The organism is Candidatus Deferrimicrobiaceae bacterium (genome assembly GCA_036504035.1).
GTDB lineage: Bacteria > Desulfobacterota > Deferrimicrobia > Deferrimicrobiales > Deferrimicrobiaceae > JANXPS01.
In genome coordinates, this window is sequence record DASXVV010000014.1 from 133,403 (window position 1) to 159,530 (window position 26,128).

The window sequence follows — 26,128 nt, forward strand, 5'->3', positions numbered from 1 at the left end:
CAGTCTAACACGGCGATCCGGTCATGACAGTGGAAGGAAACGCAATTCCGGGGCGGCCGGGATGCGTCCCTGCGTGGCCGCGAGCGCGTAGAACAGGTTCAGCCCCTCCTGTTCCCGCTGGCTAAGGTTCCACGACAGGTTATTCCAGTAATCCATTCGGAAATCAAGGGGAATCCAGTCTGGGCCGATCGAGCCCTCGGCATCGTCCGACACCGATTCGCGCGCCATCGCCTTGGCCGAAAGGAGGGTCCGGACGAACGACGCGAGCCGGGCGCCCTTCGTTTCGGCGGCGGCGCGGGAGACGATCCAGAGGGCGAAAACGAACGGCTTTCCCGTTTCCCGCAGCCACCAGCTTCCGAGGTCGGTGATGCAGGGCGCCACCCGGCCGAGAGCCGCCCGGATCGCCGCATCGCCGATGGTCAGGCAGGCGGGGAAGCGGCGCAGCGCCTCTTCCGGCGGAAGCGGCGACCTGACGAGCGGGTTGTCCCGGTGCAGGAAGCGGCGTATCAGGATCTCGAGCAGGACGACCGAAGTATCGGACGCCTCGGTCATCGCGACGGGGCCTTCGGGCAGGGCATCGAGCGGCCGGTTCGACAGGAGCAGGACGCTCATCACCTTCTCGCGACTGGCGATCGAGATGTCGGGGACCAGCAGGTAGCGGTCGGGATGCGTGGCGTATTCGATGGACGAGGAGGGGGAGATGTCGAGCGCGCCTTCGCTGAGCATCCGGTTCAGCTCGCGGGGGTGGCCTTCGACGAACTCGACCGTCCCGGGCGGCAGGATCTGCTCAAGCGCCCTGAATATGGGATAAACGTTTGCGTAAGGAATCCTGCCTACGCGCAGCGGCTGATCGTGGCTCATTCGTACCTCAACGCCTCGATGGGGTTCATGGCTGCGGCTTTTTTCGCCGGGTACACTCCAAAGAAGATACCCACGAACAGGGAAAAGGTAAACGAGAGAAGTACTGCCCAGAGCGGCACCTCGACCGGCATCCGGGGAAAGGCCCATCGCAGGGCGGCCGCTCCGGCGGCGCCGGCCGCGAGCCCGAGCACGCCGCCTGCCGCAGACAGCGCCGTCGCCTCGAAGAGGAACTGGAGCAGGATGTCGCGGTTCCTGGCCCCGACCGCCTTGCGGATGCCGATCTCGTTGGTCCGCTCCTTCACGGTCACGAGCATGATGTTCATGATGCCGATGCCGCCGACGAGCAGGGAGATGCCGGCGATGCCGCCGAGCACGTAAGTGAGCGTGTCGAGGATGGTGAAGAGCGAGGAGAGGATCGCGCGCTGGTCGGTGACCGTGAAGTCCTCGTGCCGGTTGTGCGCGTGGAACAGCAGCGCGGTCGCGAGCGACTTCCCGCTGTCGATGTCGTTCATGTTGCGGACGGAGACGATGATCTCGAAGAGGGAGTCGAGGTCGAACAGGTCCTGCGCCGCCCGGACCGGGATGAAGACGATGTCGTCGATGTCGATGCCCAGGGAGACGCCCTTGCTCTCCATGATGCCGACGACCCGGTAGCGGGCGCCGTTCAGCTTGACGACCTGGCCGAGCGCGTTCGCGTTGCCGAACAGCTCCTTCCGGACGGTGCGCCCGATGACGCAGACACGGCGCTTCGCGTCGACGTCCGCCCCGGTCACGAACGACCCGATCTCGACGTGCAGGTTGCGGACGGCCGAGAATTCGGGGGTGACGCCCAGAACGCTCACGTTGCGCGTCCGGCCCGACTGCCGCACCTCGGCGGAGCCGAACACCACGGGGGCGACGCCGCCGAAGAGGTATCCCTTCTTCTCGAGGATCTTCGCGTCGCTCATCGTGAGCTTGTGGCGGGCGGGGCCGACGATGGGCGGGCCGCCGCGCGTCTCGATCTTGCCCGGCGTGATGATGAGGATATTGCTGCCGAGGCCCGCGAATTGACGCTCGACGTAATTCTTGGTGCCCGTCCCGAGCGAGACGAGCAGGACCACCGCGGCGACGCCGATGACGACCCCGAGCATGGTGAGCGCTGCGCGAAGCCGGTTCGCGCGAAGCGCCTCGAAGGCGACCAGGAGGTATTCGAGCGGGCTCATCCGCGTCTTTCCCGGAACGCGTCTTCCGACAGCATGCGGCCGTCGACGATGTAGACGGTCCGGTGCGCGCGTCGCGCGATGAGGGGGTCGTGCGTGACGAGGACCACCGTGACGCCCTCCCCGTTCAACCGTGTGAGGATGGACAGCACCTCCTCCCCGGTTTTCGAGTCGAGGTTCCCGGTCGGCTCGTCGGCGAGCAGCAGCGAAGGGTGGTTGACCAGCGCCCGCGCGATCGCCACGCGCTGGCGCTGCCCCCCGGACAGCTCGTTCGACAGGTGGCGGCTACGCTCGGAAAGGCCGACGATGGCGAGCGCCTCCTCGGCAAGCCGCGCGCGGTCGGCCCGGGGGACGCCGGCGTAAAGGAGAGGAAGCTCGACGTTGCGGCGGGCGGTCGCGCGGGGAAGCAGGTGGAATACCTGGAAGACGAAGCCGATCTCTCGGTTTCGCAGCCGGGCCAACTCGTCGGAGGAAAGCGTGGCGACGTCGGTGCCCTTGATCGTATAGGTGCCGTTTGTCGGGACGTCGAGACAGCCGAGGATGTTCATGAGCGTGGACTTCCCCGAGCCGGAGGGGCCCATGACCGCGAGGAATTCGCCGGGGAGCACTTCGAGGTCGATCCCCTCGATCCCGGTCACGACCTGCCCGCCGGTCGCGTATTGCCTGGAGACGCCGGAAAGCCTGAGGAGCGGTTCAGCGTCGGCGGGCAACGACGCGCACCCCGGGGGCGAGGTCTTTCTGCTCGAGCGAGATGACGACCGGATCGCCGGGCGAGAGGCCGGAGAGGATCTCGGTCCGGTCCCAGTTGCCGATGCCCGTCGCGACGTCGCGGCGGGCGACTTTGCCGTCCGAAATGACGTAGACGAACTTCTTTCCTTCCCGCTCCATGATGGCCGACGAGGGCACCTGCAGCGTTTTTTCCTTGCGGCCGACCACGACCTCGATGTCGGCCGACATCCCGAGCCGCAGCGGATGGGGCGGGGAGACGGCCACCACCCGGATCACGTTGGCGCGGGAAACGTCCTTGGAAGCTTCGACGACCGGCATGACTTCGGAGACGCGCCCCTCGAAGGTCTGCCCCTGGTAGGCGTCGGGGAGGAGCCGACATTTCTGGCCGACGCGGACGCGCGCCGACTCGGTCTCGTCGATCTGCGCCTCGATGTAGGTGGCGGAGGGATCGGCCAGCACGAAGAGGGGAGAGCCGGCGATCTTGGTTTCGCCGACCTCGACCAGCTTCTTCGTGATGATTCCGGAGAAGGGGGCGACGATCGAAAGTTTGCGCTCGCGCTCTGCCACGAGCCTGGCCCGGGTGCGAGCCGAGAGGATCCGGCTCTTGTCGGCCTCGATCTCGCGTTCCAGCGCCTGGACGGCGGCGGCGCCGCTTTCGGATAGGCGGACCATCTCCCGGGTGTCGTTCAGCCGCGTGTCGACGGATTCTTTTTCGGAGAGGGGGAGAAACCCTTCGCGGTGGAGCGACTCGGCCCTGCGCTGGTCGGCCGTCGCCTGCTTCAGGGCGTTCTCGGCGCGGGCGAGGTCGGCGCGATAACGCTGGAGCGCCTCGTCGCGCCGGGCTTCGGCGCCCCGGAGAGCGGCCTCGGCGGTCCGGGCGTCCTCGGCGGCGGCCTCGGCTTCCCGGGCCATCTCGGGGTCGACGCCGCGGGCGAGCAGCTCGCCCTTGCGAACCGAACTCCCGGCATCGACACGCACTTCGACGAAGCGGATGCCCGTGATCATCGCCTCCGGCGACAGGGTGGCTTCCCGCACGGCCTTGACGGTTCCGGCCGAGACCGCGGTGACGATCTCCTCGATCGGCGCCCGGACGGCGGGGAAGGTGTCCACGGGCGTGCCGGCGCCGGCACGGATACGATAGGCCGCGAACAGCGCCGCCGTGACGACGAGCGCCCCGGCGATCACCCGGATCAGGAGGGATCGAGTCTTCAACGCGCGGAAACTTTGAGGTAGCCTTCGAGGAGCTCCCGGATATTTTCCGCCGTGAACGGCTTGCGCAAGAGGTTGTTGGCTCCCCGGATGATCGCTTCCTTGCCCATGGGGCCTTTCCCCTCGGTCGAGACGACCAGGACCGGAAGCGCGTCCCAGGCCGGGTTGTCCCTGATCCGGGAGATGAGGTCGAGCCCGTTCATGACGGGCATGTTGATGTCGGTGAGCACGAGGTCGACCGATGCGGCCGAAAGGATTTCGAGGGCGTCCTGCCCGTGCTGCGCCTCGAGAATCTTGTCGATCCGGAGGCCCGTCTCGGTGATCCGGTTCGAGATGACCTTCCGCATCGTCCTGGAGTCGTCCACGATCAGGATCGTCGTCATAGGTGCGCTCCCCGTTCGGAATTACAGTAATATATCATTGCAAGAACGATCGGAAATCCGCAACGAGGGGCAGGAGCGTTTGCAGAAGCTGGTTCGGCAAATCCTGACCTCCCGCGTCTACGAGGCGGCGGTCGAGACGCCGCTCGACGAGGCGCCCGTCCTCTCCCGCGCCCTCGGCAACCGGGTCCTGCTCAAGCGCGAAGACCTCCAGCCGATATTCTCCTTCAAGATCCGGGGCGCCTACAACAAGATTGCGCAACTGACCGACGCGGAGCGGCAGCGCGGCGTGATCGCCGCATCGGCCGGGAACCACGCCCAGGGCGTTGCCTATTCCGCACGGAAGCTCGGCATCCGGGCCGTGATCGTCATGCCCGCGACGACCCCGCAGATCAAGGTGTCGGCGGTGGCGGCGCTCGGGGCCGAGATCGTCCTCCACGGGGAGGGCTATTCCGATTCCGCCGAGCACTGCGCCCGGCTGGCCGACGAGAGCCGCATGACGGTCGTCCATCCGTTCGACGACGAACTCGTGATCGCCGGCCAGGGAACGGTGGGCGACGAGCTCTTGCGGCAGAGCGGCGGCCGTCTCGATGCCGTGTTCGTCCCGGTGGGCGGAGGCGGGTTGATCGCCGGTATCGGCAGCTATCTCAAGGCGCTGCGCCCCGAGATCCGCGTGGTCGGCGTCGAGCCGTCCGACAGCGACGCCATGGCGCGGTCGCTCGAGAAAGGGCGACGCGTCCGCCTCGATACGGTCGGCATCTTCGCCGACGGCGTGGCGGTGCGCGAGGTGGGGAAGCTGACGTTCGAGCTTTGCCGCCAATGCGTCGACGAGATCGTCCGGGTCGACGTCGACGAGCTGTGCAGCGCCATCAAGGCGAACTACGAGGCGACCCGCTCGATCGTCGAGCCCGCCGGCGCGCTGGGGCTCGCCGGGCTCCGGAAATACGTGCGCCTGAACCGGCCCTCGGGAAAGACGCTGGTCGCGATCAACTCGGGCGCCAACATGAATTTCGAGCGGCTGCGCTATGTGGCCGAGCGCACCCAGATCGGCGAGCAGCAGGAAGCGCTGTTCGCCGTCACGATCCCGGAACGTCCCGGCAGCCTCAAGCGGTTCTGCAGCGAGGTGCTTGGCGACCGCAATATCACCGAGTTCAACTATCGGCTCTCCGGCCGCGCGTCGGCGCAGATCTTCGTCGGCATCTCGATCCGCGACGGCGCCGAGCGGTTCGCTTTCACGAGACGTCTTGCCTCCACAGGGTTCGACAGCATCGACCTCACCGAGAACGACCTGGCCAAGACGCACATCCGTCACATGGTGGGCGGTCGTTCGTCCGAGGCGGGGGGCGAGGTCCTCTACCGGTTCTGGTTCCCCGAGCGCCCGGGCGCGCTCGCGCGCTTCCTCGAAAAGATGGGGGAGAGCTGGAACATCTCGCTGTTCCATTACCGGATGCAGGGGCTCGACTACGGCTGGGTGCTCATCGGGCTCGAAATCCCTGCGGGCGACAAGACGAAATTCCGGATGTTCCTCAACCAGCTGGGATATCGATACGTCGAAGAGACGCAAAATCCCGCTTATCGCCTGTTCCTGCACGCGCCGGGCGAATCGGCGTCATGAACCGGGGGATGCCGGCCGGGGGCGTCGCCTGTCTCGTCCTCTGCGCAATCCTCCTGCTTTCTCTTCCTGATGCCCGAGCCGACGCCGGAGTGCCCGCAGCCCGGAACCGCCTGCGCGTCCTGATCCGCCCGAAGGCGGCGCTGGCATCCCCGTCCTCCAAGTCCGGCAGTCAGCTCCCCTCCGGCATGGTCGTCGATATCCTCACTGAAATATCCCGCCGGGGCGGGTGGACGCTTTCCTGGGTCGAAATCCCGCCGGACGGCGACGTCGCGGCGGCGCTTCGCACCGGCAAGGGGGACATCGCGGGCGACTGGGGGATCACCGATGCGCGAAGCCGGGAATTCCTGTTCTCCGATCCTTACCTGACCCTGCCGGTCAATATCATCGTCCGGAAGGGGGAGAAGGCCCCCGCGACCCCCGAGGCGCTCGCCGGTCTCCGGATCGCCGTCGTGGCGCGCAATATCGCGGACGACCTGCTGACGCCCCGCGCCGATCTCCGGCTGGTCCGCCACACCTCCCTCTCCGAGGCGTTGTTCGACCTATTGTCCGGAAACGTGGACGCGTTGGCCCACCTGGGGCCCGTTCTGCTGAAGGAGGCCCAGACCGCCGGGATCGACGATCGGATCGTTGTCCTCGAGCCGCCGATCGCCGAAAGCCCGCGCGCATTCACGATGCTGAAAGGAAACGAGGAGACGATCGCGCGCCTCGACCGTGAGCTGGCCCGCTTCATTGCCACGCCGGAGTATCGCCGCATCCACGAGAAGTGGTTCGGCAAGCCGAAGCCCTACTGGGATGCCCGCCGGATCGTCGCCGCGAACATCGCCTTCCTCTTCCTGGTCGGGCTGGCGATGTGGGGGTGGCGAACCGTCATGCTGCTCCGCGCGAATGCCCGGATCGCCGCCAGCGAGGCCGCGTGCGAGCGCGCCCAGAAATACGAGGCGGTTGCCCTGCTCGCCGGGGGCATGGCGCACAATCTCAACAACTTGCTGACGGTCATCAGCGGGCATGGTGAAATCGTACGCGCCGAAACCGGCCTCGATGATCCGCGGCAAAGGAACATCGGCGAAATCCTCGATGCGGCCGACCGGGCGGCAGCCCTGACCGGGCAGCTGCTGGCGTTCAGCCGCCAGTCCACCATTTTCCGGAAGGTCGAGCGGATCGATGTGCTCCTGACTGCGGCCCTCCCTTCGATCCGGGCCCTCTCGGGAACCCGGATCGAGCTGTCCGTCGCGCCGGAAGCCGGAGAGGCGAGGGTGTCCGTCGATCCTGGGCTGTTCGAGAAAATGATCCTGGAGATCGTGAAGAACGCCTGCGAGGCGATGCCGGCCGGCGGCCGGTTGCGGATTGCCACCGGCCGGGCCGAGGATCCGGCCGTTCCCGAAAGGGACCGCCGGGCGCCCGCCCCGGGCCGCTATGCGACGCTCCTGTTTGCGGACACGGGGTGCGGCATGGATCCGGACACATTGGCGAACGTATTCACCCCTTTCCGGACCACGAAGGAATTCGGGCGGGGGATGGGGCTGCCTTCCGTCTTCGGACTCGTGAAGCAGAGCGACGGGTTCATCGACGTGGAAAGCACGCCGGGCGCGGGCACGAAGATCACCGTTTATCTGCCGTTGGCGGAAGAAGGGCGGGGGAAGACGGCTCAGTAGTGCGGCGGAGGCGGTTCTTCGCCGGGATCGGTGGTGCCGCCCCGGTTCATCTCGCCCACCTGGTCGCGGAGCTGTTCCATCTCCCGCCTCAGCCGCTCGATGGCGCGTTCCTGGCGGTAGACGGCGTCGCTCAGCTCCTGGACCGTCCGTTCCTGTTGCATATATCTGATTTCGAGTTCGGTCAGCCGGGTTTCCATGGCCCCATGATACACCGCGGATTCCTTGACGAACCGCGCCGAAACGAAAATAATCGAGGGATATGCGGATCGTGGCGGGGAAATGGGGCGGACGGACGCTGCGCGCTCCCCGCGGCATGGCGGTGCGGCCGACGACCGACCGGGTCCGCGAGGCGTTGTTCAGCATCCTGGGCGGCCGTGTCGAACGGCGGGCGGTGCTCGACCTTTTTGGCGGCACGGGCGCCCTGGCGATCGAGGCGCTCTCCCGCGGCGCCGCCTCCGCGGTGCTGGCCGAGCCCGATCCCGACGCGTTCGCGGCGTTGACCGCCAATCTCGCGTCGATCGGGGCGTCGGATGCCGAGACGATCAAGGGCGACTTCCGGAAGGCGATCCGGCGGCTCGCGGGGCAGGGGCGACGGTTCGATCTCGTGTTCCTCGACCCGCCTTACGGCAAGGGGATGGCCGCATCGGCCTCGAAGGCGCTGACCGAAGCCGGCCTGCTGGCGGAAGGGGCGATCGTGGTCGTCGAAGAGGCGTCCCGCACGCCCGACGAGGCCTTCCCGGCGGGCTGGGATGTGCAGGTCGACCGCCGGTACGGCGACACGCGCCTGAAGATATTCGCGGTAACGGCACCACCAGCCAGCGGGCGAACGCCCGGACAGGAGCCATAGTGCCGATGAAGACGGTTGCAGTCTACCCGGGGTCTTTCGATCCGCCCACCTTCGGACACCTCGACATCATCGAGCGCGGCTCGCGCGTCTTCTCGAAGGTGATCGTGTCGGTGGCGTTCAACATCCGCAAGAAGACCATGTTCACCCCCGAAGAGCGGGTCGAGATGCTGCGGGCGATGACCGCGCCGCTTGACAACGTCGAGGTCGACGCCTTCGACGGGCTGCTGGCCGACTACGCGGTCGCGAAGGAAGCCAACGTGGTGCTGCGCGGGCTGCGCGCGGTGTCCGATTTCGAGTTCGAGTTCCAGATGGCGCACGTCAATCGCAAGCTGGCGCCCAAGCTCGACACGGTCATCATGATGACCGGCGACAAGCACATCTACATCAGTTCGAGCATCGTGAAGGAAGTGGCGCGATTGCACGGCAAGATCGACGACATGGTCCCGGCACTCGTCCGCGACCGCATCGCCGCCAAGATCCGGCAAGAGCAGTCATAATCCCCAAAAAGGGAAAGGAGCACCATCCGATGAAACTGGCAGGCAGGACGTCCAAGATCAAGCCGTCGCCGACGCTCGCGATCACCAGCAAAGCCAAGGCGATGAAAGCGCAGGGGATCGATGTCGTCGGCTTCGGCGCGGGCGAGCCGGATTTCGACACGCCCGACCACATCAAGGCCGTCGCCAAGAAAGCGCTCGATGACGGATACACGAAATACACCCCCGTCCCCGGCTCCCCCGAGCTGAAGGCCGCGATCATCGCCAAGCTCAAGCGCGACAACGGGCTCGAATACGCCCCCGCCAACATCATCGTGTCGCTGGGCGCGAAGCACTCGATCTACAACGTGGCGCAGGCCGCGTGGGAAGAGGACGACGAGATCATCATTCCCGCCCCCTACTGGGTCTCCTACCCCGACATCGTGCTCCTGGCGGGCGCGACGCCGGTGATCATCGAGGCCAAGCAGGAGAACGGCTTCAAGGTGACGCCCGAGCAGCTCGACCGGGCGATCACGCCGAAGACCAAGTGCTTCATCCTCAACAGCCCGAGCAACCCGTCCGGCGCGGCCTACACCAAGACCGAGCTCAAGGCGCTGGCCGAGGTGATCGTCCGCCGCGACATCATGGTGCTGTCCGACGAGATCTACGAGAAGCTGATCTACGACGGCTTCGAGTTCTCCTCGATCGCGCAGTTCGGCGAAGAGATCAAGAAGCGCACGATCCTGGTCAACGGCCTGTCGAAGGCCTACTCGATGACCGGCTGGCGCATCGGCTACGTCGCCGCCGACAAGGCGCTCGTCGAGGCGATGACCAACATCCAGAGCCAGAGCACGAGCAACCCGGTGTCGTTCTGCGACAAGGCGTCGGTCGAGGCGCTCAACGGGCCGCAGGAGTTCATGGGGCTCTGGGTCGCCGAGTTCGACCGCCGGCGCCGCTACATCACCGACCGGCTCAACGCGATGCCGGGCGTCAAGTGTCTCCTGCCGCAGGGCGCGTTCTACGTGTTCCCCAACTTCTCGGGCGTCTACGGCAAGACGACGCCGTCGGGCAAGGTCCTGACCAATTCGACCGAGCTGTCGGCGTGGCTGCTCGAGGAGCACAACGTGGCGCTGGTCCCGGGCGTGGCGTTCGGCGACGACGCCTGCCAGCGGCTGTCGTACGCGATGTCGATGAAGGCCATCGAGAAGGGCGTCGACCGGATCGACGCGGCGGTCAAGTCGCTGAAGTAGATCGGGGCGGCAGGCAGCCGCAGTGAAAGTACGCGAGGGCGGGGGCCGGAACAAGGGCTTCCCGCCCTTGTCGTTCCGGATATCCCGCCCCGGGACTCTTGAGGTTCAGGCGCCGTTTCGGGGAGATTCCTCTGCCGGAAGGTGCCTGCGGATGATGTCGATGTTTTCTCGGGCATAGTCATACGAGGGATTCAGGCGGAGAGCCTCCTGGAACAACAGCATCGCCTCGCGGGTCCATCCCTTCCGGGCCTTGATGACGCCCAGGTACGTGAGGGCCACGTGGCTGAGGGGGCGGAGTTCAAGCGCGCGATTGACATGGACTTCCATCTTGTCGAGATTTCCCCGCCGGAACTCGATCCCCGCCAGGTTGATCCTCGTTTGAGCGTTGTCATCCCGGATGGCGATGACTTCATTCAGGATCCGCTCGGCTTCCGCGAACGATTCTTTTTCCATGTAGGTAGCCGCGAGCCCGTTCTTCGCATAAAGGCTTCCCGGGGCATCCGCCACGGCCGTCGACCACATGGCCAGCGAATCACGCCAAACCTGCAAGCGCAGGGCGGTCCCTGCCGCGGCGGCCAGGACCAGCACCCCGATGACCGCGACCGCCCCTTTGCGGAATGCCATCGATCGTCCTGAAGATGCGGCCTCCTTCCATACCGACGCAACGACAAAGGCCAGGCCCAGCAGCGGGATGTAAAGATAGCGGTCCGCCATTCGGGCCGGGAACAGGATCGTCACGAGACCGCATACCGGCAACAGCGCGGCGAAGAACCATGCGATTCCGAAGGAGACCAGCGGGCGACGGCGGGCAAGGAGCAGGGTGGCGACCCCGATGGCGCCGATGCAAAGCCAGGATGCGAGCACGGCGGGATCAGAGAACCCCGATCTCAGCGGCACATCGCAGAACACCTTCAGGTCGACCGGCGCCAGGGCGTTCCGGATGTAGCCGAGGAGATACGGCCCCGCGCTTGCCGCGCGGACGTGGAAAGAAACCGGTCCCCAGGCCTCCATCACCAGGACCCGGCTGCGAAGGATCAGGAATGCGATGGATAGCGCGGCGAATGGGAGGAGCGTCTTCGCCGACTTTGTGCGGTTGCCGGCCCAGATCAGGTGAAGGATGAGGAGCGGCGGTAGGACCAGTGCGACGATCTTGGACAGAAGCGCCAGGACGAACGAGGCGAGCGACAGGGCGAGATGCCTGCGATTTCCGGATTCTTCGGCCCGGAGGAATTGCAGAAGCGACAGCAGCATGAACAGGGCGCATAGGATGTCCGCCCGTGCGCTGATGTAGCCGACCGGCTCCGAATGGGCCGGGTGGACCGAAAAAAGGAGCGTCGCGCCCAGCGCCGCGGAAGGGGCGGCGGTGAGATGCAGGAGTGTCCGGTAAAGAACGATGCATGTCAGCAGGTGCAGGGCGACGTTCGTCGCGTGGAAACCGGCGGGATTCCCCCCCCAGAGCGCGTAATCGAGCGCAAAGGTGGCCGTCGTCAGCGGACGGTAGTACGGATTGTCGAATCCGGTGCCCGCCGCATCGCCGGAAAAAAGGAATCGGGGGATATTCCCCAGGTCGTGCAGGTAGGCATTCCGGAGGATGAAATCGAAATCGTCCCATACGAACTGGTTCCGGATGCCGATCGAAAAGGTGCCCAGCACGAAGAGGGCGATGATCCAGGGGCGGTAATCGATCGACAAACTGCCGGGCGCGCGCATCAACACGGGCCCCTCGCAATGCACTGGGCCAAGCGCTGCGCCGGAAACCGGGAGATGACCCGGATGGGCGATGGGGACAACCTTCATTCAGACAGTCTAATGGCGGTCGTTTCGGGGGCGCATCAGGTGAAACCCCGATATGCCCCGATCAACCCAGTTCGTCCTTCGTCTGGCGCAGGAGCATCTCGAGGTTGATCCGGGCGTCGGTGTAATAGGGATTCAGGCGGATCGCCTCCCTGAACAGAAGGATCGCTTCCTGGTTCCAACCCTTCTCCGCCTTGACGATCGCCAGAAGATTGAGCGCGATCGGATTGAACGGCTCCAGCTGGAGCGCCCTGAGGGTGTAGCGTTCCGCCGCCTTCAAGTTGGAACGGCGGAGCTCGATAAGGCACAGGTTGATGTAGGGCGTGGCCCTGTCATTCTCAAGCGTAATGGCCGCTTTGAGCGTTCTTTCGGCCTCGGGCAGATTGCCTGCGATCCGCAGCGCACAACCGTATGCGTTGATGACATAAGGATTCGACGGGGCTTCCGCCGCAGCGGCTTGCCAGAAAGTCAACTGGTCGTGCCAGGTTTCCAGCCGCCCTGCGGTCTGAAAGGAGAAGGCCAGGATGCAGGCCACCACGACGGGGAGCAGCGCCGCTTTTCCCCACCGGAATCGGCGCTGGGAGGGTAATTTCTCGATCAGGACCGAGACGGCGATGGCCAGCCCGACCAGGGGGATATAGAGGTATCGATCGGCGATCGGGGTCGGGTACAGTTTCATGAAGATTCCGCACACGGGAACCAGCGCCACGAAGAACCATCCGGCGCCGAATACGACCGCCGGGCAGCGCCGGGCAAGACGAAACAGGACGAATCCGACCGTTAGAAGGAAGAGCCAGGATGCGACGACGCCCGGCTCCCAAGGGGACTTTGCGGGCGGAAAGTCGTAATAGACGCCGAGATCGACCGGCACGAAGGCATTCTTGATGTAAATGACAAGGTGGATCCCCGCGTTCGCCACCCGGTCCAGGATGGGGTCGGTCCCCCAGGTTTCCATCTTGAGAACCCAGCTCCTTGCCGCCATGAAGGCCAGAGCAAGCACACCGAACGGGATCAGGGTTATCCATCGGGACCGGTCGCGACGAAACTGCAGGAGATGAAGCGCCAGCAATGGAATGATCGCCAGGGCGACGATCTTGGAGAGGAGCCCCATGGCAAAGGCGGCCAGAGATAGCGCGAGATACCGGTGCTTTTCCGAATCCTCGAAACGGAAATAGGCCAGGCAGGCCGCGAGCATGAAAAAGGCGCAAAGCAGGTCCGCCCGCGCGCTGATGTACCCGACCGGCTCGGATTGGACCGGATCCACCGCAAAGAGCAACGATGCCGCCAGGGCGGAGACGTTCCGATGTGTGAAGCTTCGAGCCGTGAAGAACAGGGCGATGGTCGTCGTCAGATGAAAAATGAGGTTCGTCAGGTGGAACCCGGCTGCGCGCTCTCCCCAGATCGCATAGTCGATTGCGAAGGTGGCCGTGGTCAGCGGACGGTAGTACGGGTTCATGCCGCCGGTGCCCGTCGCATCTCCGGACAGGAAGAATTTCGGCAGATTGGACAGATCCTGCAGAAACGGATTCCGCACGATGAAGAGGACGTCGTCCCAGACGAAACCGTTGCGGATTGCCCCGAAGAAGGTTGCCAGGATCGCGATAACCAGAATGGCGATCGACGGCATCGCATTCCGGATGCCGCGATCCCCGGGAGCGCGCGAATCGGCCGCCGCCATGCCCATCAGGCGGTGGAGACAGGAAGGGCATTCGGGGGAGGGGAAAGGATACGGATCGGGAGAAACGGCCATGATGGGCACAGTCTAGTCTCCGGCATGGCCTCTGCGCATCGGGGGAATACCGGATTCAAGCCCGGAAAGGCCCCGTTCGATGAACGCCGTCGAGCTTGACCGACCTGCCTGCCCCGATCGCCCCTGGAAGACCGCCGGGGATTAGAGAAAAACCCTACACCTGCCTCCCTTTATCCTACAAAGCGCGGTACCTCGTCTTACGGAGTTTTCGCTCTCTCCTGCCGAAGAGACCCTCCGTGATGAAAATATCCCTTTCATGGTTCGGGACCGATCGGCGGCGTGCCCGCTGGTCCGCCGACCTGCGCGAAGCCGAAGGTGCCCTCCGCGGTCTCTCGGAAAAGACCGAGTCGGAATTCCTCGGGATCGGCGCGCAGCTCCAGGATTTCCACCACCGGGCCGGCGAGATCACCGGGATGTCCTCCGCCATCGCCGGCATCGTATCCGCGGAAGGCGGTCCCGATGGCGTCGGGGCGCTCCAAGGTCTCCTCGACCGAATGGAGGCCTACCTGTCCCATTCCGCGGAGGAAGCCGTCCGTGTCGCCGCCATCCTTTCCGAAACGGGTGAATTGCTCCGAGGTTTCGACGAACCGCTTGCGGGATTCCGGAAGCTGACCCGAATCCTTCGCATCCTGGGCATTTCGACCAAGATCGAAAGCGCTCGGCTCGGCGGGGAAGTGGCGTCCGGATTCGAGACTGTCGCGGACCACGTCGAGCGGCTGGCCCGGATGGTCGAGGAGAAGACCCTCGCGATCGAAGCCCAGAAAGTGTCGCTTGCCAACCTGATCGAGAGCCGCCTCGCATCCGTCCTTGACCTGCAGAGAAACCAGAAGGGGAGAGGGCAGCAGATTCTCGCCGAGACGCGCGGCAGCATCGCATTCCTCGCATCGACGCGCGGCAAGTGCTCGGAGGCCTCCGGATCGATCGCTTCCCGGTCCGAAGAGGTCGGCCGGAACATTGCCGAGGTCGTGATGTCGATGCAGTCCCATGACATCACCCGGCAGCAGCTCGAGCACGTCTCCGAGGCGATCGCCGATCTCGCAAGATCGCCTGAAGGGACAGCTGACGTGTGCCGGCTTCAGTCCGCCCATCTCGCCCACGCCCGGGAGGAACTTCTTTCCGCGGTCGCCCGGATCCAGGAGAACCTTCGCGGAATCGCCCGGAATGTCGCCGACATGTCGAAGGATGCGAAAGGGCTGTCCGGCATGCTGGACCGGACCGGCCAATCCTTCCTGGTCGACATGCAAAAGAAGTTGGGGCACGTGACCGCATCGCTGGGGGAAGCAGCGGATTCCGCGCGGGAGCTCGGCGTCGTCATGGAGACCGTGTCGGGGACGTCGGCGAACATGATGCGCTTCGTGGCCGATGTCGAGACCTTCGGCTCCGAGATCGAGCTGATCGCGCTCAACGCCGCGATCAAGGCCACCCGTTCCGAAACGCGCGTCGAAGCCCTGCGCGTCCTGGCGGAATCGATCCAGATGCTCTCCAAGGATGCCCACCGGCATGCCGGCGCCGTCTCGAAAGGGTTGAAGGCGATATCCGGCCAGACGAATCTGCTCCGGACCGCACCGAGTTCCGAACACGGGGGGGCCGCGGGCGCCGATGCATCCGATCTCGACGAGATCGGGCGGGCCCTTTCCTGGATCATGGGCCACATGCAGTCGGCCAACGAGACGCTTGAGACGTCCCTCAGACAACTGGACGGAGAGACGGCTTCTCTTTCGGAAGACATCGAGCGGGCCGTGCTCGGGATCACGGCGCACGAAATGGTGGCCGCAGTGATCGGGGCGGCCTCCGAGACGCTGGACCGGATTGCCGCCGAGGCGGGAAAAGGGCACTCGGCAGGGATCGATTCCGGCAGCGCCCTGCACCTTCGGGAGCTCGCCGAGCGCTACACCATGGCGCAGGAGCGGGAGGTCCATCAGGCGATGTCGGCAGGCAGGTCGCCCGCCGCTTCCGCGTGGGCACCGCCGCCCGCCGCATTTGTGCCGTCGGGTCCGAACGACGGGTTGCCGGATCCCGATTCGCTCGGCGACAACGTCGAGCTTTTCTAGAACAGCGCCACCAAGGAGGCGGACATGTCGTATCCCCAGGACGGGACACCGGCGAACGTGACATTCGGCGGCGCCCTCACGATCGGCAATGCGGCGGCGCATCGGGAAACGATGCTGGATGCGTTCCGGTCCGGGGGGGATGCGCGCATCCGGATCGAGGCGGCGCCCGAGGCTGATCTGTCCTTCGTCCAGCTTCTCTGCTCCGCGCACCGGACCTTTGCCGCCGCGGGGCGGGATTTGTCGATCGAGGGGAGTTTGCCCGGTTCGCTTCACCGGGTGGCCGAGGATTCGGGAATCGGCCGGTTCAGCTGCGGTTCGAACGACAAGGATTGTGTCTGGAAAAGGGAGGGCGCGTGATGGGCAAGCGGATTCTGATCGTGGACGACTCGGCGAGCATGCGGCAGATGGTCGGCTTCACCCTCCGGGGGGCCGGGTACGAGGTGGTCGAGGCGGTGGACGGGCGCGACGGTGTCTCCAAGCTGGGCGGCGGTCTGTTCAACATGATCCTGACCGACCTGAACATGCCGAACCTCGACGGCCTGGGGCTGATCCGGGCGGTTCGTTCCTCCGCGTCCCACAAGTTCGTCCCCGTCGTCATGCTGACCACCGAATCGCAGGACGAAAAGAAGCAGGAAGGGAAGGCGGCCGGCGCCACGGGCTGGATCGTCAAGCCTTTCAAGCCGGAGCAGCTCCTGGCCGTCGCGCGGAAGGTGCTCGGCGGATGAGCGAGGACCACGCCGCGGTCTTCCGGGAGGAAGCGTTCGAGCTTCTGGGCGAATTGGAGTCGTCGCTCCTGTCGCTCGAGGAATCGCCGGAGGATTCCGAGATCATCGGGCGCGTTTTCCGAGCCATGCACACGATCAAGGGCTCCGGCGCCATGTTCGGCTTCGACGCCGTCGCCGCGTTCACGCACGAGGTCGAGACCGTGTTCGACCTCGTGCGCAAGGGGGAGATGGCCGTCACGAAGCCGCTGGTCGACGCCACGCTGGCCGCGCGCGACCGGATCCGGATCATGCTGGACATTTCCGCGGGCGGGGAAAGCGAGACGGAACGTGCGGAAACGGAGGCGCTCGTCGCACGATTCAGGGCGATGGTTCCTTCTGCTCCCGGCGTGGCGGAGGAACCCAAGGCGGAGGGGCTCAAGCGGGCGGCGGGGGAGGAAAAGGTTACTGCGGAACCCGCGCCAGAGCTTGTGACCTATCGCATTCGCTTCCGCCCACCGGAGGACATGTTCCGGCGCGGGAGCAATCCGGTTTCGCTGCTGGCCGAACTCCAGGAACTGGGCGACCTTCGGATCGTGGCGATGACCGATGGGATTCCGCCGCTCGAGGTCGTCGACCCGGAAAAATGCTACCTGAGCTGGGACGCGGTCCTCACGACCGGCCGGGGCGAGAACGCGATCCGGGACGTATTCATCTTCGTCGACGAGCCGGGGGTGCTCACGATCGACGTCATCGATTCCAGCGGGAACCAGCCGTCGGAAGGCGACTACAAGAAGCTGGGCGACATCCTGATGGAGCGGGGCGATCTGGTCGAGGAAAAGCTGCGGGCGGCGCTCGGCAAGCAGAAGCGGCTCGGCGAGCTGCTCGTCGAGTCGGGAATCGTCAGGCCGGGGCAGGTCCGATCGGCGCTGGTCGAGCAGAAGATCGTCAAGGAGCAGCGGGAAAAGCGGCAGGCGGCCGAGAACGCCGCCAGCGTCCGGGTGCCGGCGGGACGTCTCGACGTGCTCGTCAACCTGGTGGGGGAGCTGGTCACGGTCCAGGCGCGTTTCAGCCAGGCCGCGGCGGAACGAAGCGATTCGGAGCTCGTCGCAGTGGCCGAGGAAGTCGAGCGGTTGATCGCCGACCTCCGGGACAACGTGATGAACATCCGGATGCTCCCGATCGGCACGTCGTTCGCCAAGTTCCGGCGGTTGCTGCGGGACCTGTCCGCGGAGCTCGGGAAAGAGATCGATCTGGCCACCGAGGGCGAGGATACCGAGCTCGACAAGACGGTCATCGACAAGCTGAACGATCCGCTCGTCCACATCATCCGCAATAGCATCGATCACGGGATCGAGCTGCCTTCCGTCCGCGAGTCGGCCGGGAAGCCCCGGCGTGGCACCATCCGTCTGTCCGCGATCCACTCGGGCGCGCACGTCCTCATCCGGATCGAGGACGACGGGGCGGGGCTCGACAAGGAGGCGATCCGGGCGAAGGCCGCCGAGAAAGGGCTGATCCCGCCGGGCGCGCAGCTGTCCGACAAGGAGCTGTTCAACCTGATCCTCTTGCCCGGCTTTTCCACCGCGAAGAAGGTCAGCAGCGTTTCGGGCCGCGGCGTCGGGATGGACGTCGTCAAGCAGGCGATCGATGTGCTGCGCGGCACGATCGACATCGCCAGCGTGCGGGGGCAGGGATCGGTCATCACGATCAAGCTGCCGCTGACGCTCGCCATCATCGACGGGTTCCTCGTGTCGGTCGGCGACGGGTATTTCGTCCTGCCGCTGGCCTCGGTCTCCGAGTGCGTCGAGCTATCCCATGCCGAAACCGAGGGCGCCCACGGTCGCCACATCGCCAACGTCCGGGGGCAGATCGTTCCCTATATCCGATTGCGCGACCGCTTCGCGATCGAAGGGGAACGCCCGCAGATCGAGCACATCGTCATCACCGAGTTCGACGAGACGCGCGTCGGCTTCGTCGTCGACCGCGTGGTCGGCGAGCACCAGACGGTGATCAAGTCGCTGGGACGAATCTACAGCGGCATCCAGGGCATATCCGGCGCCACGATCCTGGGAGACGGCACCGTCGCACTCATTCTCGACATCCAGCGGATCGCCCGGGAGGTCGAGGACGAAGAAGTCGGCCTACCAGACGCCCGCACGATATCCGCAACCTGATTTCGCAAACTCCATGACGGAGAGGAGAAACAACGCATGAGATGGTACCTGGACCAGAAGATCGGCACCAAGCTTCTGATGGGCTTCTGCCTGGTGGCGGTGATCGCGGGAGTGATCGGCTACGTGGGCATCACGAATATCCGGAAGATCGAAGCAGCGGATTCCTCCCTGTACCTGGAGACGACCGTGCCGCTCGGAGAGATCGGTCAGATTTCGGGATGGTTCCACAGGATGCGAACGAACACGCTTGAATTCATGCTGGCGGACAGCGCGGCGGGCCGCGAGGATGCCAGGAAAAAGATCATGGACAGGCGTGACGACATCGCCAAGGCCATGGACTCCTTTCCCAAAACGCTCCAGACAGACGAGGGAAAGCAGAGATTCGCCAAGTTCAAGGAAGAGATCCAGGCCTACTACAAGGCGCAGGACCAGATCATGTCGCTCTCGCAGGCGGGAAAGATGGCCGAAGCGAAGGCGCTCTTCAATGGCGAGGGGAAACGCGCGCGGACCGCGGCCCAGGCCGAGATCGACTGGTTCTTCGACATGAAGCTCAAGATCGCAAAGCAGACGGCCGACCAGAATGGCGCCCTTGCGAACAAGGCGGTCAGGTTCGCCTTGGGGCTGACCGGCATCGGATTCCTCCTGTCGATCGGCCTCGGCCTGTTCATCAGCCGGCTGATCGGCAACCCGGTGCGCGAGATGGCGGAGGCGGCGGGCCGGATGGCGAAGGGCGACGTGGACGTGTCGATCGCGGCGAAGTCGCGTGACGAGATCGGGCTGCTTGCCGAGGCGTTCCAGGGGATGATCCATAACATCCAGGGGGCTGCTGTGGCCGCCGAGAAGATCGCGGGAGGCAACCTGACGGTCGAAATCGTGGCGAAGTCCGACAAGGACGTCCTCGCCAACAGCCTGATCCGGGTCGTCGCCTCGCTGCGTAGCCTCGTGGCCGAATCGGAGCAGCTGACGAAAGCCGCGGTCGAAGGGAAGCTCGACACGCGGGCCGACCTTTCGAAGTTCCAGGGAGGCTACCAGGAGATCATCGGGGGGGTCAACAAGACGCTGGACGCGGTGATCGGGCCGCTGAACGTTGCGGCCGAATACGTCGAGCGGATCGCGAAGGGCGACATCCCGCCGAAGATCACCGACACCTACCAAGGCGATTTCAACGAGATCAAGAACAACCTGAACGCATGCATCGACGGCATGGGCGGCCTCGTCGAAGCCAACGGCATCCTGCAGCGGATGGCGGTGAACGATTACACCAAGAAGGTCGAAGGAAATTATCAGGGCATCTTCGCCGAAGTCGCGAACGCGACGAACCTGGTGCGCGAGCGGGTGAAGCACGTGGTCGAGATCTGCGAAAACATCGCCGAGGGCAATTTCACGGAGGACCTGATCGCGTGCCGCAAGCTCGGCAGGCGTTCGGATAACGACAACCTGGTCCCGTCAATCGTGAAGATGATGACGGCGATCGACACGCTCGTCAACGACATGAACCTGCTCGCACAGGCCGCGGTGGACGGCAAACTCGACAGCCGGGCGGACGCCGGCAAGCATCACGGCGATTACGGCCGCATCGTGAAGGGGATCAACGACACGCTCGACGCGGTCATCGGGCCGCTGAATGTCGCGGCAGAGTACGTCGAGCGGATCTCGAAGGGCGACCTGCCGCCGAAGATCAGCGATCAGTACAACGGCGATTTCAACGAGATCAAAAACAACCTGAACGTCCTGATCGAGTCGATGGATAAGGTGACGAACGTCGCGCAGGAGATCTCGAAGGGCAACCTGATGGTCGACGTCCGGGAGCGGTCCGGAGAGGACGAGCTGATGAAGGCGATCAAGCAGATGGTTGCCCGGCTGACCGAGGTGGTCGGCGACGTCAAGTCGGCTTCCGACAACGTCGCATCCGGCAGCCAGAACATGAGCGCGACCTCGGAGCAGATGTCGAAGGGGGCCACGCAGCAGGCGGCCGCAGCCGAGGAAGCGTCCTCCTCGATGGAGCAGATGGCCTCCAACATCAAGCAGAACGCCGACAACGCGAACCAGACCGAGAAGATCGCGATCAAGGCTTCGGAAGATGCCCGCGAGGGCGGGCAGGCCGTCGCCGAGACGGTCAACGCGATGCGCGAGATCGCGACCAAGATCTCGATCATCGAGGAGATCGCGCGGCAGACCAACATGCTGGCGCTGAACGCCGCGATCGAAGCGGCCCGGGCGGGCGAGCACGGCAAGGGCTTCGCGGTCGTGGCCTCCGAGGTCCGGAAGCTGGCCGAACGCAGTCAGGCGGCGGCGGGCGAGATCAGCACCCTGTCCTCCTCCAGCGTCGAGGTCGCCGAGAAGGCCGGGACGATGCTGGCCGCGATCATTCCCGACATCCAGAAGACCGCAGAGCTGGTCCAGGAAATCTCGTCGGCGAGCAACGAGCAGAACAGCGGCGCCGAGCAGATCAACAAGGCGATCCAGCAGCTCGATCAGGTCATCCAGCAAAATGCCGGGGCGGCCGAGGAAATGGCCTCCACGGCCGAGGAACTGTCCTCCCAGGCGGAACAGCTGCTCTCCACCATCTCCTTCTTCCGGATCGGCGGGAACGCCGGAACCCGAAGCAATATGCTGCCCGAGGCGCGACCGGCGTCCAGGGCGATTCCCAGCGGGCACGTCCCGATGAAGGGCATCACCCCGAAGGCGATGCGCCCCAACGGCCATGCAACCCCGGGAAACGGGGGCGCCAACGGTTTTGCGCTCGACCTCGGCGACGGGGGACACGACAAGCTCGACGCCGAATTCGAACGTTATTAACCCGGGGAGGGAAGGAGGAGCATCGACATGAGCGTCAACGGCATCAGCGAAGCGCGTCAGTATCTCACCTTCCGGCTCGACGACGAGGTGTTCGCCCTCGACGTCGGGCAGGTCCGGGAGATCCTGGATTTCACGACCATCACGAAGATCCCGCAGACCCCCGACTTCATGCGGGGGGTCATCAACCTGCGCGGCAGCGTCGTCCCCGTCGTCGACATGCGGCTCAAGTTCGGGATGGGCGTGACGGAAAAGACGGTCAACACCTGCATCGTCGTGGTCGAGGTGCAGCTCGAAGGGGAAAGCACGATCATCGGGGCGCTGGTCGACGCGGTCCAGGAAGTTTTCGAGCTGGAACCGACGCAGATCGAGCCCGCGCCCCGGATCGGGACGCGGTTGCGGACCGAATTCCTTAAAGGGATGGGGAAGCGGGAAAACCGCTTCATCATGATCCTCGACATCGACCGGGTCTTCACCGTCGAAGAGCTTTCCATCGTCCAGGGGACATCGGCCTCGGAAGTCGAGTCGGCCTGACATTGGCATTCACGTACTTCTTCCGCGATTACCACACGCTGAACCACGCCGTATCCTCGGTCGTCCCGTACGCTTCGGGGCGACCGAGGATACGGGTCTGGGATGCCGGCTGCGCCCACGGGCCGGAGCCGTACACGCTCGCGATCGCCTTCGCCGAATCGATGGGGCGCTTCGCTTTCCGGAACCTCCGGATCGACGCGACCGACCTCGACGGCAGCAACCTGTTCGGGGACATCATCCGGGAAGGCGTCTACCCGCTGGAGGAGCTGCAGCGGATCCCGTCCGACCTGTTCGGGAAATACTTCGCCGCGGGGCCATCCGAGGGGACGTTCCGGATCTCGGACGAGATCAGGGGACGGCTGTCGTACCGGCGGCACGACCTGCTGTCGCTTTCCCCGCCGGGCGAGGAGTACAGCCTCGTCCTCTGCAAGAACGTGCTGCTGCACCTGCAGCCCGCCGAACGGATCGAGGTGATCCGGATGTTCCATCGGGCGCTGGCGCCCGGCGGCTTCTTCGCGACGGAACAGACCCCAAAAATACCGGAAGGGCTCGACGGCTTGTTCGAACAGGTCACGCCCGACGCGCAGCTCTTCCGGAAACGGCTGTCATGAAAGTCCACCCGCTTCGGTCCAACCCCGCGATTTACAGCTGCAACGCCTATCTCGTGACCGGCGACTGGAAACGGATCGAGGATGTGAATACGCTCGTCGACATCGGGACCGACGCCTATGTGCTCGAAGAAATCGGCGCGATACCGACGGGAATCGGAAAAACGCCGGTCGAACAGGTGGTGCTGACCCACCATCATTTCGACCACGCGGGGGGGCTTGGCGAGATCCGGGAGCGGTACAACCCGGTCGTCCGGTCCTGGTCCGATCGCCTTTCCGGCGAATCCGCGCCGCTCGGGGACGGGGAGATGATAAGGCTGGGCGACCGGGAATGCGAGGTCCTCCACGTGCCCGGCCACTCGCAGGATTCCATCTGCATCTATTGCGAAGCGGAGCGCTTCCTGTTCTCGGGCGATACCCCGGTCCGGGTCTTGTCTCCAGGCGGGAGTTACACCGACCGATACCTCCAGGCGATCGAACGTCTGGCCAAGCTCCCGATCGACGTCATCTACCCGGGGCACGATGCGCCCATCACTGGAAACGTATCGGAAATCATCCGGACCACGCTTCGGAACGCGACGGCCGGTAACTGATGGGGATCATGCCGGCGGCTGGGCCCGTCATCAACCCGGATATCGACTACATCTTATTTTTCAAGGGAGTGTCGTTCGCGTTCCTGGCGATGGTTTGCTTGATCATTCGGCAGGAAGGCGACCGGCGGCTCCCATGGGAATTCCTGGCGGGATTCGGGTTCCTCCATGCGATCAAGGACCTCCTTTCGCTGGCGACGCTTCTTCATGCGGATATCCCGTCGTTCCCCGGATTCGTCACGGCATTGCGCGGCGCGTATCTCCTTTCCCTCCTCGAGTTCGGAAGAGAAGGGCTGCGACGTCGCGGTGTCCGGGTTCCTCCCCGTCAGGCGCATCTCCTGGTGCTGATGGGCGCCATGGCCTACGGTTACTGGGGCGGGCGGCCCTTCTTAGACAATCGGGTCCACCTGGCGATCGGCATCCCCGCGGCGCTGGCCGTCGCCGCTGCGTTGTTCCCGCTGGGGCCCGCATTCCCCGGGAAGCTGATGCTGCGGTTCGCATCGGCCGGGTTCGTCGCCTATGCGCTGCTGCTGCCCGCCTCGGGAGGCGCAGCTTCGTCTCTGATCGACCGCCACATGCTTTCTTTCGGGGGGGCGATCATCCCGATCGGAATGGTCCAGGGGGGCGTGGTCGTCCTGACGGCCACGATGCTCTGGATCGCCTTCCAGCGCGTGCATGCCGGCATTCGATCGGCGACCGGGCGGCGATACGGCATGCTCTTCAGCACGGGCTTCCTCTGCCTGTATGGCCTGATCGTCGTTGCCGGTTATTTCGTCACGACATACCTCGGAAACTCCGAGCGGCGTTATCTCGATTCGGAAATACGGTCCCACCTGACGACCATGAACCACCTCATGCGGAAGACCGTCCCCGATGCCGAATCGGAAGCGCTCATCCGCGCCCGTAAGGATGATCCCCTGCGACCCGCCTGGGGCATCCTGGATGCCTCGGGTTGCACGGTTTTCCCCCCTCCGCCACGCCATCACCGTCCCCCCCCGCCGGGCCGGCCCCCGCCCGGACAACCTCCACCCGATTTCCCGAAACCGCTTCCGGGGCACGAGGCATGGTTCAAACCGGATTTCCGCGAGAAGGCGGGTGAATTGCTCCCCTTTCGGCCGAATGGGGGCGGGGAATACGTTCTGTTCGGTCACGTCTGGCGGGCGGGCCTGATGCCCACCGGGATCGCCGGTCGCGACCTGCTGGTCCTGCAACCGGCGGAGCGGATCTGGCGCCAACGCGCGATCGGGATCGGAATCACCTTCGGCATCTTCCTGCTGACGTTCGCGGTCTACGACGCGACGCGACGGTTGTCCTTCGTCCAGATGCGCGCCATCGTGTCCGAAAAGCGGTTCGGATCCCTGTTCGAGCGCGTCCCCGAAGCGGCATTCCTCATCGAGGAATCGTCCTGGCGCATTATCGAGGGGAATCCCAACGCCGTCGCGCTGCTCGGATACGAGCGTTCCGAGTTCCCCTCGCTTCGATTGACCGACCTCCTGAACGTGAAGGACCACGTCATCGTCGAGTCGTTCCTGTCGACTTTTTCCGAAGGGGCCGCCATCAATCGCGAGCTGACTTTCCTGCGGAAGGACGGGCTGCAGGTTCCCGTCGAGGTCGTCGGCGGGCGTCTGCGCCATGGGCAGGGCGATGCCGTGCTCCTGCTGGCGCGCGACATCACCGATCGCATCTCGTGGGAGGCGAACCTGAGGACTGTCTGGGAATCCGCGATCGAATCCTCCCGCATGAAGTCGGAATTCCTGGCCAACATGAGCCACGAGATCAGGACGCCGATGAACGGCGTGCTGGGGATGCTCGACCTGGTGCTCGACACCTACCTGACGCAGACGCAGCGCGAATACCTCGAGATGTCGAGGGCTTCGGCGGAGAACCTGATGTCGCTGATCAACGACGTCCTCGACATCTCCAGGATCGAGGCGGGCCGGATGGAACTCGAAACCGTTCCGTTCTCCGTCGACGAACTGCTGCAAAGCGCCCTCGGGCCGCTCTATTCGACGGCCAAGGGAAAGGGAATCCGGATGTGCCTCGAGGTCGGGAAGTCGGTTCCGCCCCGGGTATGCGGCGACCCCGTCCGTCTCCGGCAGGTGCTCATGAACCTTGCCGGAAACGCCGTCAAGTTCACGGAAAACGGGTCCGTCACGGTATCCGTCGAAACGGCGGGTTCCCCCGGTGCGGGGATGCCGCTCCGGTTCCGGGTGGCCGATACCGGGATCGGAATCCCGAAGGACCGGCAGGAGGCGATCTTCCAGGCATTCACGCAGGTCGACAGCTCCATCACGCGCAAGTTCGGCGGAAGCGGGCTCGGGCTGAATATCGCGTTTCGCCTGGTCCGGTTGATGGGCGGCGAACTGGCCGTCGAAAGTGTCGAAGGGGAGGGAAGCGTCTTCCGATTCGACCTGGAAATGGCAAGCGCGGAAGGGGAAGCCCCGGGAGCGAGGCCGCGTCCGCTTGACGGGTCGGGCGATTCGCGCGGCGGCCGGGATCTGAAGGTCCTCGTCGTCGAGGACAACGCCATCAACCGGGAGCTGGCGAGAATCATGCTCGAGGGAGAGGGGTGGGGCGTGAAGCTGGCATCGGCCGGTCCCGAGGCAATCGCGCATTTTTCCCGGGAGTCGTTCGACCTGGTGTTGATGGATATCCAGATGCCGGGAATGGACGGGATCGAAGTCACCCGCAGGATCAAGAGTGTCGATGCCGGGCGCGGCAGGCATACGCCGGTCGTCGCTCTGACGGCGCATGCCCTGGCGGGCGACAAGGACAGGTTCCTGGCGTCGGGCCTGGACGGCTACGTCGCCAAGCCGGTTTGCCGGGTGGCGCTCGTCGAGGAAATACGGCGACTGGTTTTCAAACGACCCGAAGGCGCAATAGCGAATTCGGAATCATACGAAGGAAGGATCTGA

Annotated in this window: 22 protein-coding genes; 14 read left to right on the plus strand and 8 right to left on the minus strand. The window is 64.9% G+C overall.

From position 1 onward, the window contains the following. Positions 1 to 21: 21 nt before the first annotated feature. Genes VGK27_13080 through VGK27_13100 form a run of 5 tightly spaced genes read right to left on the minus strand, consistent with a single transcriptional unit; the run spans position 22 to position 4,381 of the window. Positions 22 to 861: a menaquinone biosynthesis protein gene (locus VGK27_13080; GenBank protein ID HEY3491036.1), complete on the minus strand. Its 840-nt coding sequence runs from the start codon at positions 859 to 861 to the stop codon at positions 22 to 24. After that, positions 858 to 2,063: an ABC transporter permease gene (locus VGK27_13085; protein HEY3491037.1), complete on the minus strand. Its 1,206-nt coding sequence runs from the start codon at positions 2,061 to 2,063 to the stop codon at positions 858 to 860. Before VGK27_13085 ends, VGK27_13080 begins: the two co-directional genes overlap by 4 nt. Next, positions 2,060 to 2,770 carry an ABC transporter ATP-binding protein gene (locus VGK27_13090; GenBank protein HEY3491038.1) on the minus strand — a complete coding sequence of 237 codons (711 nt, stop codon included), beginning with the start codon at positions 2,768 to 2,770 and terminating at the stop codon, positions 2,060 to 2,062. Before VGK27_13090 ends, VGK27_13085 begins: the two co-directional genes overlap by 4 nt. After that, positions 2,754 to 4,001 carry an efflux RND transporter periplasmic adaptor subunit gene (locus VGK27_13095; protein ID HEY3491039.1) on the minus strand — a complete coding sequence of 416 codons (1,248 nt, stop codon included), beginning with the start codon at positions 3,999 to 4,001 and terminating at the stop codon, positions 2,754 to 2,756. Before VGK27_13095 ends, VGK27_13090 begins: the two co-directional genes overlap by 17 nt. Next, positions 3,998 to 4,381, minus strand: a complete 384-nt coding sequence (locus VGK27_13100) for a response regulator (protein HEY3491040.1) — start codon at positions 4,379 to 4,381, stop codon at positions 3,998 to 4,000. The genes VGK27_13095 and VGK27_13100 overlap by 4 nt, the downstream gene beginning before the upstream one ends. A 79-nt stretch (positions 4,382 to 4,460) precedes the next feature. On the opposite strand from VGK27_13100, the gene ilvA reads away from it, so the two are divergent. Continuing rightward, the gene (gene ilvA, locus VGK27_13105; protein ID HEY3491041.1) at positions 4,461 to 5,993 is read left to right on the plus strand and encodes a threonine ammonia-lyase, biosynthetic; all 1,533 of its coding nucleotides are present in this window, start codon (positions 4,461 to 4,463) and stop codon (positions 5,991 to 5,993) included. Next, a complete protein-coding gene (locus VGK27_13110; GenBank protein HEY3491042.1) occupies positions 5,990 to 7,645 on the plus strand; it encodes a transporter substrate-binding domain-containing protein in 1,656 nt (551 codons plus the stop codon). Before ilvA ends, VGK27_13110 begins: the two co-directional genes overlap by 4 nt. Here VGK27_13110 and VGK27_13115 read toward each other — a convergent pair. After that, complete coding sequence (locus VGK27_13115) at positions 7,639 to 7,806, minus strand: SlyX family protein (GenBank protein ID HEY3491043.1); 168 nt, start codon at positions 7,804 to 7,806, stop codon at positions 7,639 to 7,641. The genes VGK27_13110 and VGK27_13115 overlap by 7 nt on opposite strands. A gap of 107 nt (positions 7,807 to 7,913) precedes the next feature. On the opposite strand from VGK27_13115, the gene rsmD reads away from it, so the two are divergent. Genes rsmD through VGK27_13130 form a run of 3 tightly spaced genes read left to right on the plus strand, consistent with a single transcriptional unit; the run spans position 7,914 to position 10,215 of the window. Next, a complete protein-coding gene (gene rsmD, locus VGK27_13120) occupies positions 7,914 to 8,492 on the plus strand; it encodes a 16S rRNA (guanine(966)-N(2))-methyltransferase RsmD (protein HEY3491044.1) in 579 nt (192 codons plus the stop codon). 5 nt (positions 8,493 to 8,497) lie between these two features. Then, positions 8,498 to 8,989 (plus strand): pantetheine-phosphate adenylyltransferase, encoded by a 492-nt coding sequence (gene coaD / locus VGK27_13125; GenBank protein ID HEY3491045.1) that lies wholly within the window; start codon positions 8,498 to 8,500, stop codon positions 8,987 to 8,989. Between the two features lie 29 nt (positions 8,990 to 9,018). Next, positions 9,019 to 10,215 (plus strand): pyridoxal phosphate-dependent aminotransferase, encoded by a 1,197-nt coding sequence (locus tag VGK27_13130; protein ID HEY3491046.1) that lies wholly within the window; start codon positions 9,019 to 9,021, stop codon positions 10,213 to 10,215. Between the two features lie 105 nt (positions 10,216 to 10,320). Here the strand turns inward: VGK27_13130 and VGK27_13135 are convergent, their stop codons facing one another. Together VGK27_13135 and VGK27_13140 are read right to left on the minus strand one after the other, a co-directional pair. Further along, positions 10,321 to 11,925: a glycosyltransferase family 39 protein gene (locus VGK27_13135; protein ID HEY3491047.1), complete on the minus strand. Its 1,605-nt coding sequence runs from the start codon at positions 11,923 to 11,925 to the stop codon at positions 10,321 to 10,323. Positions 11,926 to 12,073: 148 nt separating this feature from the next. Then, positions 12,074 to 13,759: a glycosyltransferase family 39 protein gene (locus VGK27_13140; protein ID HEY3491048.1), complete on the minus strand. Its 1,686-nt coding sequence runs from the start codon at positions 13,757 to 13,759 to the stop codon at positions 12,074 to 12,076. A gap of 236 nt (positions 13,760 to 13,995) precedes the next feature. Between VGK27_13140 and VGK27_13145 the strand changes: the two genes are divergently transcribed. The 9 genes from VGK27_13145 to VGK27_13185 are packed head-to-tail and all read left to right on the plus strand — an operon-like array spanning position 13,996 to position 26,128. Further along, complete coding sequence (locus tag VGK27_13145; GenBank protein ID HEY3491049.1) at positions 13,996 to 15,810, plus strand: methyl-accepting chemotaxis protein; 1,815 nt, start codon at positions 13,996 to 13,998, stop codon at positions 15,808 to 15,810. 24 nt (positions 15,811 to 15,834) lie between these two features. After that, positions 15,835 to 16,167, plus strand: coding sequence for an STAS domain-containing protein (locus VGK27_13150; GenBank protein HEY3491050.1), 333 nt, complete (start codon positions 15,835 to 15,837; stop codon positions 16,165 to 16,167). Beyond that, a complete protein-coding gene (locus VGK27_13155) occupies positions 16,167 to 16,535 on the plus strand; it encodes a response regulator (protein ID HEY3491051.1) in 369 nt (122 codons plus the stop codon). The genes VGK27_13150 and VGK27_13155 overlap by 1 nt, the downstream gene beginning before the upstream one ends. Beyond that, positions 16,532 to 18,685, plus strand: coding sequence for a chemotaxis protein CheA (locus tag VGK27_13160; GenBank protein HEY3491052.1), 2,154 nt, complete (start codon positions 16,532 to 16,534; stop codon positions 18,683 to 18,685). The genes VGK27_13155 and VGK27_13160 overlap by 4 nt, the downstream gene beginning before the upstream one ends. 36 nt (positions 18,686 to 18,721) lie before the next feature. Next, positions 18,722 to 21,484, plus strand: a complete 2,763-nt coding sequence (locus VGK27_13165; GenBank protein HEY3491053.1) for an MCP four helix bundle domain-containing protein — start codon at positions 18,722 to 18,724, stop codon at positions 21,482 to 21,484. A gap of 27 nt (positions 21,485 to 21,511) precedes the next feature. After that, complete coding sequence (locus tag VGK27_13170) at positions 21,512 to 22,015, plus strand: chemotaxis protein CheW (protein HEY3491054.1); 504 nt, start codon at positions 21,512 to 21,514, stop codon at positions 22,013 to 22,015. Positions 22,016 to 22,017: 2 nt separating this feature from the next. Beyond that, complete coding sequence (locus VGK27_13175) at positions 22,018 to 22,626, plus strand: CheR family methyltransferase (GenBank protein HEY3491055.1); 609 nt, start codon at positions 22,018 to 22,020, stop codon at positions 22,624 to 22,626. Then, complete coding sequence (locus VGK27_13180) at positions 22,623 to 23,216, plus strand: MBL fold metallo-hydrolase (protein ID HEY3491056.1); 594 nt, start codon at positions 22,623 to 22,625, stop codon at positions 23,214 to 23,216. Before VGK27_13175 ends, VGK27_13180 begins: the two co-directional genes overlap by 4 nt. Before the next feature lie 8 nt (positions 23,217 to 23,224). Further along, positions 23,225 to 26,128, plus strand: coding sequence for an ATP-binding protein (locus VGK27_13185; protein ID HEY3491057.1), 2,904 nt, complete (start codon positions 23,225 to 23,227; stop codon positions 26,126 to 26,128).